At 64.9% G+C, this 13,662-nt stretch carries 11 protein-coding genes; 10 read left to right on the top strand and 1 reads right to left on the bottom strand.

Annotation, left to right across the window (positions count from 1 at the left end):
- Positions 1–74: 74 nt before the first annotated feature.
- Positions 75–1,004: a chemotaxis protein CheV gene (locus tag H6955_10755; protein ID MCP5314032.1), complete on the top strand. Its 930-nt coding sequence runs from the start codon at positions 75–77 to the stop codon at positions 1,002–1,004.
- Between the two features lie 233 nt (positions 1,005–1,237).
- Here the strand turns inward: H6955_10755 and H6955_10750 are convergent, their stop codons facing one another.
- Positions 1,238–2,809: a BCCT family transporter gene (locus H6955_10750; protein MCP5314031.1), complete on the bottom strand. Its 1,572-nt coding sequence runs from the start codon at positions 2,807–2,809 to the stop codon at positions 1,238–1,240.
- Between the two features lie 654 nt (positions 2,810–3,463).
- Between H6955_10750 and H6955_10745 the strand changes: the two genes are divergently transcribed.
- The 9 genes from H6955_10745 (at position 3,464) to H6955_10705 (ending at position 13,660) form a co-directional block, all read left to right on the top strand.
- Complete coding sequence (locus H6955_10745) at positions 3,464–4,729, top strand: hypothetical protein (protein MCP5314030.1); 1,266 nt, start codon at positions 3,464–3,466, stop codon at positions 4,727–4,729.
- A 160-nt stretch (positions 4,730–4,889) separates the two neighbouring features.
- On the top strand, positions 4,890–6,053 hold the full coding sequence (locus H6955_10740) for an efflux RND transporter periplasmic adaptor subunit (protein MCP5314029.1): 1,164 nt from the start codon (positions 4,890–4,892) through the stop codon (positions 6,051–6,053).
- Positions 6,050–6,736: an ABC transporter ATP-binding protein gene (locus tag H6955_10735; protein MCP5314028.1), complete on the top strand. Its 687-nt coding sequence runs from the start codon at positions 6,050–6,052 to the stop codon at positions 6,734–6,736. The genes H6955_10740 and H6955_10735 overlap by 4 nt, the downstream gene beginning before the upstream one ends.
- The gene (locus tag H6955_10730; protein MCP5314027.1) at positions 6,723–7,928 is read left to right on the top strand and encodes an ABC transporter permease; all 1,206 of its coding nucleotides are present in this window, start codon (positions 6,723–6,725) and stop codon (positions 7,926–7,928) included. Before H6955_10735 ends, H6955_10730 begins: the two co-directional genes overlap by 14 nt.
- Positions 7,929–7,932: 4 nt before the next feature.
- The gene (locus tag H6955_10725; GenBank protein ID MCP5314026.1) at positions 7,933–9,132 is read left to right on the top strand and encodes an ABC transporter permease; all 1,200 of its coding nucleotides are present in this window, start codon (positions 7,933–7,935) and stop codon (positions 9,130–9,132) included.
- A 242-nt stretch (positions 9,133–9,374) separates the two neighbouring features.
- Positions 9,375–10,649, top strand: coding sequence for a hypothetical protein (locus H6955_10720; protein MCP5314025.1), 1,275 nt, complete (start codon positions 9,375–9,377; stop codon positions 10,647–10,649).
- A 172-nt stretch (positions 10,650–10,821) separates the two neighbouring features.
- Positions 10,822–11,952: an MlaE family lipid ABC transporter permease subunit gene (locus tag H6955_10715; protein ID MCP5314024.1), complete on the top strand. Its 1,131-nt coding sequence runs from the start codon at positions 10,822–10,824 to the stop codon at positions 11,950–11,952.
- Positions 11,953–11,963: 11 nt separating this feature from the next.
- Complete coding sequence (locus H6955_10710; GenBank protein ID MCP5314023.1) at positions 11,964–12,740, top strand: ATP-binding cassette domain-containing protein; 777 nt, start codon at positions 11,964–11,966, stop codon at positions 12,738–12,740.
- The gene (locus H6955_10705) at positions 12,737–13,660 is read left to right on the top strand and encodes an MCE family protein (GenBank protein MCP5314022.1); all 924 of its coding nucleotides are present in this window, start codon (positions 12,737–12,739) and stop codon (positions 13,658–13,660) included. The genes H6955_10710 and H6955_10705 overlap by 4 nt, the downstream gene beginning before the upstream one ends.
- Positions 13,661–13,662: the final 2 nt, after the last annotated feature.

Genomic DNA, 13,662 nt, shown 5'->3' with positions numbered 1-13,662 from the left:
AGCTGGGAGATGCGGCACGGCCCACCGACCTAACTGGGTGCCCGTACATCGCCACCAGCCCTCCGGAGTATCCGATGCCGGCTTTTCGGGACAAGCAGAGCAGTGATTCGGTCCTCCACAGCAACGAGGTCGCCGGTACGCGTCTCGAACTCCTGCTTTTCACCACCAGCGACAGCCAGACGTTCGGCATCAACGTCTTCAAAGTCCAGGAAATCATCCCCTACCAGCGACTGACCCAGGTGCCCGGTGCGCACCGCCTGGTGCGCGGCATCGCCCACCTGCGCGGCCGCAACATGCCGGTCATCGATCTCGCCATGGCGATCGGCAAACCGCCTTACCCCGACCTGGCGGCGACCAACATCGTCGTCACCGAACACAACCGCTCGGTGCACAGCTTCCTGGTAGGGAGCGTCAAGCGCATCGTGCATACCGGTTGGGACAAGGTGCTGCCGCCACCCAGGGCCACCGGGCGCAACACCTATGTGACCTCGGTGACGACCATCGACGACACCATGATCGCGATACTCGATGTCGAGCGGGTGTTCGATGAGGTGGTCAAAACCAAGACCCAGGTGTCGGATAGGGTCTCGGCGCGCGGCGACGGACATGGCCAGCGGGTGCTCGTGGTCGACGACTCCAGCGTGGCGCGCAACCAGATCCGGCGGGCACTGGAGCAGATCGGCGTCGAATGCGTACTCAGCCACGACGGCAAGGACGCGTCGCGACTGCTCAACGAACTGCAGGCACGTGGCGTCGATCTGCCGAACCACTTTTCGATGATCATCTCGGACATCGAAATGCCGGAGATGGACGGCTACCAATTGACGTCGGCGATCCGAGCGACGCCGGGAATGGGCGACATCTATATCCTGCTGCACTCGTCGATCAGCGGCGAGTTCAACCGCGACATGGTTGCCAAAACGGGAGCCAACCGCTTCATTCAGAAGTACAGTCCCGACGACCTGGCCGATGCCGTGCTCGACCAGATCAACCCGGCGGATTGACTACCCAACCCGCTCCGCTACAAGACAGCGCGAACGACTGTGCCTGGGTTCCCCGGTGCGGTGCCCCGCTCGTTGTATCTCAGCACCGCGACGCCGCTGCGTCCCGCCCCCGGTTTTCCCGAACAGCACCGGGCAAAGGGCGACATTCTTCGATAAAAACGTCGCCGATTGGCCAATGCGCACCGGAGGGCACCGATCCTGCGACTGTCCGCACCGCCAACGGCAACCCGCCATCAGTCAGTCGCTTGGAGCACATATCGACGCTCGTGACTCAAGCCCATATACAGCGCGATGCACATCGCCAGAAGGACCAGGGTGAACGGCAGACCCACGCTGATCGCAGCCGCCTGCAATGCACCCAGCGCATCGGCGCCACCACCGAACAGCAAGGCACCCGCAATCAGGCCCTCCATCGTCGCCCAGAAGATTCGCTGCGGCACCGGCGCGTCGAGCTTGCCCCCGGCCGTAATGCTGTCGATCACCAGCGATCCCGAGTCCGACGACGTGATGAAGAACACAAGCACCAGCACAATCCCGAGAAATGAGGTCAGGGTCGCCAACGGGAGATTCTCCAGCATCTGGAACAGGGCCAGTTCCACGTCCGAGATGCCGTTGGCCAGCTGGCCGATACCGGCCATGACCTGTTCGAGGCCCCCGCCTCCGAACGCCGTCATCCACACGGCCGTTACCAGCGTCGGGATCAACAACACCGCGATGATGAACTCGCGCACCGTCCTGCCCTTCGAGACCCGCGCGATGAACATGCCGACGAAAGGCGACCACGATATCCACCACGCCCAGTAGAACACCGTCCAACCATGGTAGAAGGTCTGGTCTTCACGGCCGATCCAGTTGCTCAACGGGATTACGTTGTTCAGATAGGCCGCAGCGGTTCCATACAGGCCGGAGAAGATGCCGAAACCGTGGCCAACGATGATGACGAACAGCAGGAGCAACAACGCCAGGCTCATGTTGATGTTGCTCAGGATCTTGACCCCGCCGTCGAGACCACGCACGACCGACACGATGGCGACGCCTGTCACGGCGATGATGATCCCGATCTGCGTATTGATGGTGTTCTGCACACCAAAAAGATAATTGAGACCCCCAGCCGCCTGTTGCGCGCCAAAGCCGAGTGACGTCGCGAGGCCGAAGATCGTCGCCATCACGGCAACGACGTCGACGACGTGCCCGAACCAACCCCAGGAACGATCCTTGATGAACGGAAAGAATGCCGAACGAATCGTCAGCGGCAGACCCTTGTTGTAGGTGAAGAACGCCAGAGACAACGCGACGACGGCGTAGATCGCCCACGGGTGCAGGCCCCAATGAAACATCGTCGCGCCCATCGCCAGCTCTGCGGCCTCGGGGGTGTCCTTGGCCACTCCCAGCGGCGTACCGTACCAACCCGTGTAGTAGGCGGTGGGCTCGGCCACGCTCCAGAACATCAGGCCGATCCCCATACCCGCAGCGAACAACATCGCGAACCAGGATACGGTCGAGAATTCCGGCCGGGCATCCACGCCACCAAGCCGGATGCCACCCACCGGGAGGAACACCAGCAACACACAGAACAGCACGAAGATGTTGCCGGCGACCAGGAACAGCCAGTCGAAATTGTCGATCGACCATCCCTTGGATCCGTCGAATGCCTGTTTGGCCGATTCGGGAAACATGATGGTGCCGATCACGAACACCAACACCAGCAGCGCTGAGACCAGGAATACCGGATTATGAATATCCATTCCCCAGGTACGTATGTTGTCCTGCCCGATCTCGTAGTCTGTGTCGTAACGATGAGGCATCGACTCCTCCCGGTTGGCGTGCCGACTGGTGATTCGATGCACCACGGCCTTCAAGATCGTGGTGCGATGACGTGAACTTCGTGTTCGTCGGTCCCTGCGACGGATTGACCGACCACCCAACAGCGGCAGGAGCGGTGCGACGAGGTCCGGAAGGACCCTTTTCATCGAGATTTCGTACCCAGACGTGGGACACCGGAGTGCCGCCGCTCTGTGAGCTTGACGTCGCCTCAACGCAACGAGGCGTCGCTTGTGACGTTTTGAATTCTAAGTGTTATGCCGTTCAGTGGCAATGCGGGATCGTGCGCTTTATGTCCCGCGAACGCATTTTTGTTGCAACAGTGCTAGGCTTGGCCCGGTTACGTTTAGTTTTAATTCTAATTGTTTTGCGTTTCCCATCCATCAGACTCGCCCACCTTGCGACACGGTAAGGCGAGCGAACGGACGTGCGTCTACCCGTGTGACAGCGCGCAGGATCATCCACCGCCATCGCCTGCTCATACGAAGACGCGACCGCCGGCCAACCGCAAACCATTGCGCTTGCAACACCAAGCATCGACACACCGAGAGGAGACTTTCATGCCTCGTTCCAAACAAGCGAAAGCCGTGCTGACTTCGGGTGCCCTCGCGGCCACGTTGACCCTGTCCCTGTCAGCGATGGCCGCCGATCAGGGCGCCGCGGCACTCCAGGCCCGAATCTCCGAACTGGAGCGCCAGCTCGCGGCCGCGCGCACTGAACTCGAGCAGGCAAAGTCCGCACAGCAGGCGGCGGAAGAGAAGATGGCCGCGGCCAACGATCTCGGGCCGGACAAGATCGAGATCACCGATCCCACAGGCGGCACCCTCAAGATCGGCGGGGCGATCCGTGCAAACTACGCGGTCGGGGACTACGGCGACGCGACCGGAGGGCCTTCCAGGGCGGAAGGCGACTACGGTGATTTCTCGCTGGATACCTTTCGGGTCAACCTGGACTACACAAACGATGCCTTTCTAGGCAAGGCCGAGTACCGTTTCTACAACGGGTACAACTTCGTGCGTACCGCCTGGCTGGGGTACGACTTCGATAACGGCGGCCAGGTACAGGTCGGCGTGAACCGCGTACCGTTCGGGCCAGGGCCGTACGGCGTATCTCAAAGCTGGTTCTTCGACCAGCACTATTACGTCGGGCTCTCCGACGATATGGACCTCGGCGTCAAATACACGCAACCGGTTGGCAACTGGACCTTCGACGTCGCCTACTACTATTCGGATGAAGGTACTGGGGCCGGCGACAGTCGCGATAGCGCCCGCTACTCGTACGACGTCGTCAACGAGAGTGGCGATGGCTACGAGGAACGCAACCAGCTCAACGCGCGTGCGATCTACAGCATGAAGGACGTCGCGGTGCCGACCGACCTCGGCGTCTCACTGCAGTACGGACAACTGTCGAGCGAAGGACCACAGGACGACGGCGACCAGTTTGCGGCCTCGGTGCACATGGTCAACAAGTGGAACAATTTCACCCTCGCGACACAGTTGACACGCTACGAGATCGACGTGGACGCGGACCAGCCGCTGGGCACCGACAAGCTTGTGCAGTTTGGCGCCTACGATTTCCCCAGCACCGCGGCCACCGAGGCCTGGATCCCGGCGATCTCCCTCAGTTACTACCACGAGACCCCGGGGCTGGCCTGGCTCGACTACGTGATCCCCTATGTCGAGTACAGCGCGGTCGTCAAGGATGAAAGCGATTTCAACGACAGCGAACTGGTAACCCTGGGTGCAGCCTGGGGACGCGGCGGCTGGTACATCTACACGGATCTCGCGTATTCCAACGGCAATGAATTCGTCGGCGGGGAAACCGGCTTCGGCGATCGACTCGGTGCCAACGAAGACGACGATTGGCAGTACCGTTTCAACATCAACTTCGGTTATTACTTCTGAGCCCCGCCCTCGCTGCCGCCGGACATGGATCCGGCGCTGCGGCGTCGAGCGCGGTACACAACACACCGGGTCATGGCGGCGAGGCCCCGCTGGTCGTCGCTGCCGGGCGGCCGACCTGCGATAATTGGCGTGGATCTGGGCAACTCGGGTAGGACCGGTCATGGCCAAGTCAACCGCCATACGTCGGTGGCTGCTGATCTCGTTGACCATCGCCCTGACGGGCCTGTGGTACTGGTGGACCACGCGCGAACAGCCGATCGAGGTCGCTGTCACCGCGGTAGAGCGCGGGACGGTCGAAAAGACCGTCGCCAACACCCGGGCCGGCACGGTCAAGGCATGCCGGCGTGCCAAGCTGTCCCCGAGCACCGGGGGACAGATCGCCAAGCTGCCCGTCCATGAGGGCGAAGCGGTCAAGCAGGGACAGCTGCTGCTGGAGCTGTGGAACAAGGACCTGACCGCGCAACTGGACCTGGCCCGACAGGAGGCGGCGAGTTCCGCATCCACCGCGCGCGCACGCTGTATCGAGGCCGAACAGGCACGCCGCGAGGCCGACCGGCAGCAGAAACTGCTTGCCCGCAAGCTGGTCTCCGAGGAGCAGGTCGACCAGGCGGTGTCGACCGCGAACGCAGGTGATGCCGCGTGCGAAGCGGCACGCCTGACCGCCGCGGTGCGCAGGGCGCAGATCGGTGTCGCCGAGGCCAACCTGGAAAAGACCCGACTCATTGCACCGTTCGATGGCGTGGTCGCCGAGATCAACGGCGAGTTGAACGAGTTCGTCACCCCCTCCCCGATCGGCATCCCGACGCCACCCGCGATCGACCTGATCGAAAACCGGTGTTTCTACATGACCGCGCCCATCGACGAGGTCGACGTCTCCGGCATCGAGGTCGGTCAGACCGCGCGCGTGACACTGGACGCATTCGGCAAACAGCGTTTCGACGGCCGCGTGCGCCGTGTCGCCGATTACGTCCTGGACGTGGAGAAACAGGCGCGCACCGTCGACGTCGAGATCGAGTTCGTGAATACCGCGGACCTCGCGCAGCTGCTGGCCGGTTACTCCGCGGATGTCGAGGTGATCCTCGATGTGCGCAGCGACACCCTGCGCATCCCGACCGAGGCGCTGATCGACGGCAGCACGGTGTTCCTGTTCCGCCCCGCCACCGGATTGATCGAACAACGCACCGTGGAGACGGGCACCGCGAACTGGGATTACACCGAGATCCTCGAAGGCCTCGACGCAGGCGACCTGGTGGTCACTACGGTCGACCGCGAAGGGCTTGCGGACGGGGTCCAGGCGCGCCGGCAGGCGACAGCGGCGGAATGATCGAACTGACCGGCATCGAACGCGATTTCGTCGTCGGCGAAGAGGTCGTCCATGCGTTGCACGCGATCGATCTGACACTCCCCGATGGCGACTACGTCTCGGTCATGGGGCCCTCGGGATCGGGCAAATCCACGCTGCTGAACGTGTTGGGCCTGCTCGACCGGCCGAATGCCGGTAGCTATCGGCTGAACGGCACCGAGACGACCGGGCTGGCGGAGAACCGGCGCGCGGCGATGCGCCGCAACCAGATCGGTTTCGTGTTTCAGGCGTTCCATCTGATTCCGCGCCTTACCGCGGCCGACAACATCGGACTGCCGATGTTGCTCGCCGGCGTCGAGCCGCACGAGCGCACGCTGCGTGTACGCGAGGTCCTCGAGTCGCTGGACCTCGTGGAGCGCGCGCACCACCGTCCCGATCAGCTGTCCGGCGGTCAACGCCAGCGGGTCGCAATCGGCCGTGCGATCGTGATGCGGCCACAGCTGCTGCTCGCTGACGAACCGACCGGCAACCTCGACCAGCATTCCGGGAGCGAGGTGATCGCGTTGCTCGAGCGCCTGAACACTGCGGGCATCACGCTGGTCGTGGTCACCCACGACCCGGCGATCGGGCGTCGCGCACGACGTCGAGTACGCATGGTGGACGGCTGCATAGAACGCGACGAGGCGGGAAATGCGGACACTTGATCAATTGCGCTTCGCCGGCGGATCGCTGGCCGGAGCACGCACCCGCACGCTGCTGATGCTGCTGGCGATGAGCATCGGGGTCGCATCGGTCATCGTGTTGACCGCACTCGGCGAGGGGGCCCGCCGCTACGTGGTCGGCGAGTTCGCACAGCTCGGGACCCACCTGCTGATCATGCTGCCGGGAAGGTCGGAGACCACCGGCGGCCCGCCGCCACTGCTCGGCGAGACACCGCGTGACCTGACGCTGGACGATGCGCTGGCCCTGCAGCGCGAGCGCAGCATCCTGAGGGTTGCACCGCTGTCGCTGGGCAATGCCCCGGTGTCGTACGCCAACCGCGAACGCGAGGTCAACATCATCGGAGCAACCCAGGACTTCTTCCCGATCCGGCACCTCCGCATCGGCAGCGGCCAGCCACTGCCGGCGATCGACCCGGAACGCACCTTGAACGTCGCAGTGCTCGGCTCGGGCCTGCGCAAGGAACTGTTTGGCAACCGCCGTGCACTCGGTGAGTGGGTGCGTATCGCCGACCGACGTTTCCGCGTGATAGGGGTCCTCGCCGAGAGCGGTGAATCGCTTGGCCAGGATGTCGACGACATCGCGGTGATTCCGGTCGCCACCGCACAGAGCCTGTTTGATGCACCCTCGCTGTTCCGGGTGCTGATCCAGGCACGCAGCCAGGCAGACATCGAACCCGCGAAGCAGGCCGCCCTCGAGGTGATTCGCGAGCGTCATGACGGCGAGGACGATGTCACCATCATCACCCAGGACGCGCTGCTCGAAACCTTCGAGGGCATCCTGCGCGCCCTTACCTACACGGTCGGGGGTATCGCCGCGATCAGCCTCGCGGTCGCCGGCATCCTGATCATGAACGTGATGCTGGTCGCGGTATCGCAGCGGGTCGCGGAGATCGGACTGCTCAAGGCGCTCGGCGCCCCGGAGCGCCAGGTGCTGCGGTTGTTCCTGGTCGAATCGGTGCTGCTGGCCGGCGCCGGCGCCGCGTTCGGGGTGCTGATCGCGTTCGCCGGCGTGACCGTGCTTGGCCACCTGTTCCCGTCGTTCCCGGTTGCGCCACCGGCCTGGGCGGCACCCGCCGCGGTGGGTGTCGCGCTGGCCACCGGTCTGGTCTTCGGGGTGCTGCCGGCACGCCGCGCCGCGCGCCTCGACCCGGTACGCGCACTCACCGGGAGGTGACCGGATGCTGCTGCGTGACCTGCTGCATCTGACCGGTAGCGCGATCGTCGCGCACCGCACACGCAGCCTGCTGACGGGGCTCGGTATCGCGGTCGGTATCGCGGCGGTCGTGCTGCTGACCGCGATCGGCGAAGGCGTACAACGCTTCGTGGTGCAGGAGTTCACCCAGTTCGGCACCAACCTGATCGCGATCTCCCCGGGCAAGACCGAGACCTTCGGTCTCTCGGGCGCGGTGATCAGCAACGTGCGCCCGTTGAGCCTGGACGACGCGCACGCGCTCACCCGGCTGCCGCAGGTCGAGGCCGTGGTGCCGTTCGTGCAAGGCAATGCGGCGGTCGAAGCGGGCGGGCGCACGCGACGCACGACGGTGTTCGGTACCGGGGCCGAGGTGCCGCAGGTATGGCAGATCAAGCCGGTGCTCGGACGTTTCCTGCCGGACGACGAGCCACGCCGTGCGCGTCCGTTCGCAGTGCTCGGCAGCACCCTGCGCGACGAACTGTTCGGCGACCGCTCGCCGCTCGGCGAGCGTATCCGCGTCGGTGGCGAGACCTACCGCATCATCGGCAGCATGCAGCCGAAGGGACAGATGCTCGGTTTCGACCTGGACGACACCGTGTACATCCCGATTGGTCGGGCAATGGCGATGTTCGACCGCGAGAGCCTGATGGAGGTCGACATCCTGTATCACGCGGACGCGGACGCCGAGCGACTCGCCGAACGCATTCGCGAACGGCTCACGGCACGGCATGGCAGCGAAGACTTCACGATCGTCACCCAGGACCAGATGCTCGAGGTCCTCGGTTCGGTGCTGGAGGTCCTGACCCTGGCGGTCGGCGCGCTGGGCGCGATATCGCTGCTGGTCGGAGGTATCGGCATCCTGACGATCATGACGATCTCGGTGAACGAGCGCACCGGCGAGGTCGGACTGCTGCGCGCACTGGGCGCCGGGCGCAACCAGATCGTCGGGCTGTTCCTCGGTGAGGCGGTGGTGCTCGCCGGGCTCGGCGGGGTCGCCGGCCTGTTGCTCGGAATCGGCGGCGCCTGGCTGGTCGGGGCCGCGGTACCGGGACTGCCCACGCACATCGCCTGGGACTATGTGTTGCTGGCGTTCGCGATCGCCGTCGCGATCGGCCTGCTCGCCGGCGTCACACCGGCGATCCGCGCGGCCGGTCTCGATCCGGTGGCGGCCTTGCGCGACGAATAGGTGCCGTGTTCCGCCGGCGACGTCCCCGGATGCACGAGGGCCCGCGGCCAACAGACGTTGCCCCCCTGCCATCGCTCATCCGTCGGCACGGCGTGGCCGGGGTGTCTGTCCTGAAACCCCAGGAGGTACATCGCCGGCTGGTCCTGCCAGACGGGGGCGGGAGCCATCGCCGAACCGCGGCTGGCGGTCTAACATCGTGGGTCATGGACGGCTCGGCGCGCAGAACGCGATGGTGGACCCGAGTGTCGCTGGCCCTGGCGCTCGGTGGCTGGTTGAACGCCGTCATGGCCGAGGTGTTTCATGCCGGCCCCGACGACTACCTGTTGCAGCTGCGTCGCCTCGGACCGGGCGACCGGCTGCAGCTTGCCCCGGGGCACTATCGGCACGGGCTGTCGATCCATCGCGTGCATGGTGCGCCCGGGCGCCCGATCGTGATCGCTGGACCGACCGGCGACGACCCCGCGGTATTCGTCGCCCGACCCGATCGGAACGTCGTCAGCATCGCCGACGCCAGCTACGTGACCGTGCGCGACCTGGAGATCGACGGGCGCGGCGCCTTCGTCGACGGGGTCAAGGCCGAAGGGTATGCGACCTCTGCGCACCACATCACGCTGGAGAACCTGTATATCCACGACCTGGTCGACAACCAGCAATCGGTCGGCATCTCGACCAAGTGTCCGGCCTGGGACTGGGTGATACGCAGCAACCGCATCGAGCGCGTCGGCACAGGGATGTACTTCGGCGATTCCGACGGCAGCGACCCCTTTGTCGGCGGTCTGATAGAACACAACCATGTCGTCGACACCATCGGGTACAGCCTCCAGGTCAAGCACCAGCGGCCACGTCCGGCGGTCGCGGGTATCCCGGCAGAACCGCGGCGCACCATCATCCGCCGCAACCTGTTCGTGAAACAGCGGGGTGCGTCCACCGGCCCGATGGCGCGGCCGAACGTCCTGGTCGGACACTGGCCGCTGCAGGGGCCGGGCAAGGATGACGAGTACCTGGTCTACGGCAATGTCTTCTTCCAGAATCCAAGCGAAGCCCTGTTCCAGGGCGAAGGCAACATCGCCCTGTACGACAACCTGTTTTTCGACGAGCACGCCAATCGTTTTCCGGCTGTGGCCATCCAACCACACAACGATATCCCGCGCAGGGTGCGGATATTTTTCAATACCGTCGTCAAGCCGGAGATGGGCATCCGGGTGCTGCGTGATACCGAGCGCGCGGTCGAAGGGCAGGACCTGATCGGCAACGCGGTGTTTGCTGCCGCCCCTCTGCAGGGCGGCTGGCAATCCGACAATGTCACCGCACCTTACGCGAAGGCGGCCGCGTTTCTGCGGCGGCCGTACGCGCCACTATCCGATCTGGATCTCGCACCGCTGCCGGGCCGCCTGCGCGGCCCCACGATCGATCTGGGGCCATTCGACGATCTGCCCGACCACGATCGCGATTTCGCCGGCAGACTGCGCACCGGCGACTATCGCGGTGCGCACGCCGCGAGCGACCTCGACCCCTAGAACAGCGAAACCACCCCTTGCCAGGGTCGCAGGCCCAGGGTTGGCCTGTCGACGACTGTGGCGCAATCCGGGCGAGCGGGCGTTCTCCGCCATTCGGACATCGCCTTGCGGCACCTCGCCGACGGAGACGACCCCACGCCAATCCTTCCCGGTTATGCAAAACTTGGTGTCTATGGAGGACCCCGGCAGACACGATTCGCGTACCGCACGCATGCAGCTCGATGGTTCGACGCTCATCTGCAGCGGCTACTGGACGGTACGCCACCTCGAGCACCTGCAGGGAGCGCTGTCCCGCGTGCGCTGGCCGGACGGTCCCCTGCGAGCCGAGCTGACGGCCGTCGAACGCATGGATACCGGCGGTGCCCTGTTCCTGCAGCGATTGCTCGACGAACTGCATCGCGATGGACGACGGGTCGAGATCGACGGCCTTTCGGACAAGGCGACCGGCCTCCTCGAGCTGGTACGTGACCATGCATCGCGCACCGGTCCGACCGAACCACCGATACCGCCCGGCACCGTGGAGGACCTGGGCCGCAAGGGTGTCGAGCAGTTCAGGGCCGGCATCGGCCTGCTGGCGTTCATCGGTGAGATGGGCAGCGCCTGGCTGCGCCAGCTCGTGCACCCGCGGCGCATACGCTGGGCGGCCATCGCGGACGAACTCGCGGCGGCCGGCCATCAGGCGCTGGGGATCGTCGGCCTGCTGGCCTTTCTGCTCGGGATCGTGATCGCCTACCAGGGCGGCGTTCAGCTGCGCCAGTATGGTGCCAATCTGTTCGTGGCCGATCTCGTCGGGCTGTCGATGGTGCGTGAACTCGCTCCGATGATTACCGCGATCATCGTCGCCGGACGTACCGGTTCCGCGTATACCGCGCAGATCGGCACCATGCAGGTCACCGAGGAGGTCGATGCCTTGCGCAGCATGGGAGTGCCGCCCATGGATCTGCTGGTGCTGCCGAAACTGCTCGCGCTGATCATCGCACTGCCGCTGCTCACCGTGTTTGCCGACATCATGGGCGTGGTCGGTGGCATGGTGATGTCGGGTATCCAGCTGAACATCGCCTTCGCCACCTTCATCGAGCGCCTCGGCGTGGCTGTATCGATCGACTCGTTCCTGGTCGGTATAGGCAAGGCCCCGGTGTTCGCCGCGGTCATCGCGACCATCGGTTGCTTCCAGGGATTCCAGGTGATCGGCAGTGCCGAGAGCGTCGGGCGGCGGACGACGACGAGCGTGGTCCAGTCGATCCTGGCGGTGATCGTCATCGATGCGGCATTCTCGGTGGCATTCAGCCGCCTGGGGATATGACCATCGACACCATGCCTCTTGCACCGACCGACAGCGTGGTCGAGGTATCAAACCTCACGATGCGCTTTGGCGACCGGTTGGTGCACCAGGATATCGACCTCGCCGTTCGCAAAGGGGAGACGCTGGCGATCGTCGGAGGCAGTGGCAGCGGCAAGACCACGCTTTTGCGGGAGATGGCGCTGCTGCTGCAGCCGACCTCCGGTAGTGTGCGTGTGCTCGGGAACACGATCGGTGACCTGCAAGCCGCTCATACGCTGAGCGTACGTCGCCATATCGGTGTGCTGTTCCAGAACGGCGCGCTCTTCGGTGGGCTCAGCGTGCTGGAAAATGTCGCATTCCCGTTGCGTGAACACACCCGGCTTGGCGGCGCTCTGGTACGTGAGATCGCCAACCTCAAGCTGGCCCTGGTCGGACTGAGTGCCGCCGATGGCCTGTTGTTTCCAAACCAGCTCAGCGGTGGGATGCGCAAGCGTGTCGCTCTGGCGCGCGCGATTGCGATGGACCCAGCGCTGCTTTTTCTCGACGAGCCGACCTCCGGCCTCGACCCGCTCAGTGCCGATGCCTTCGACGAACTGGTCCTGGACCTGAAGGCCGCACTCGATCCCACGGTGGTCCTCGTGACCCACGATCTGCATACGCTGTGGCGCGTCGCGGACCGCGTGGTGTTGCTGGGTGAGGGCCGGTTGTTGGCGGAAGGCAGCATGCAGACCCTCGCGCGCTCCGAGGATCCGGCGGTGGTACGATTCTTTCGAGGCCCACGCGGGCGAGCGGCGCAGGCATCGGCGTGAGGAGAAAGACGAACTATGTGCTGATGGGCCTGTTTGTGATCGCCCTGACGCTCACCTTCATCGGCCTGGTGTTGTGGTTGAGCGCCGGCGGAAGCGGCCCCGCCTATCGCACCTACCTGGTGTACATGAAGGAGTCGGTATCCGGCCTCAGCAAAGACAGTGCGGTGAAGTATCACGGCGTGGACATCGGTCGGGTGCGTGACATCAGCCTCAATCCGAAACACCCGGGTGAGGTCCGCCTGCTGTTGCAGATCGAGCGGGGAACACCGGTGCTGGAAGACACCCGGGCGACGCTGGAGACCCAGGGGCTCACGGGCCTGGCATTCATCAACCTGAGTGGCGGGAACAGTGATTCCCCGCTGCTCGAGGCACGCCCCGGGGACAGGTACCCGGTGATCGAAAGCCGCCCATCGGCATGGGGCCGGCTGGATCGCGCGGTCGAGGAACTGGTCGCCAACCTCACCGAGGTATCGCAGCTGCTGAAAGGTGTACTGAGCGAGCAGAACCAGTCGAGGCTGAGCCATACGCTGGCGCAGATCGAACGGCTCAGCGTCGCACTGGCCGGTCGTTCGGAACGACTCGCCGCGGCTCTGGACGATCTCTCCGTGACGGCCGCGAACACCCGGACCGCGAGTCTCGATCTGCCGGACCTGGTCGCCCGCTTCGACCGGTCGGCAGTGGCGCTGGAGCGTATGGCCGACGGGGTCCACGCCTCGGCGTTGTCCATCGGCGAGGTGGTCCGGGCGCGTGACCGCGATCTGCAGCGCTTCACCGGCGATACGCTGCCGGAGGCGGCGGTGATGATCAACGAGCTGCGGCGCGCGGCAGAGAACCTGCGCCGTTTCAGCGAACAGCTCGAGCGCGACCCGGCCGTGCTCCTCAGGGGCAGACCGTCGCGCCCGCCGGGGCCGGGGGAGTAACG

Source organism: Chromatiaceae bacterium (assembly GCA_024235395.1).
Taxonomy (GTDB): domain Bacteria; phylum Pseudomonadota; class Gammaproteobacteria; order Chromatiales; family Chromatiaceae; genus Thiosocius.
Note: the sequence above shows the minus strand (reverse complement) of the source record. Positions and strands in the feature narration are given on the sequence as shown.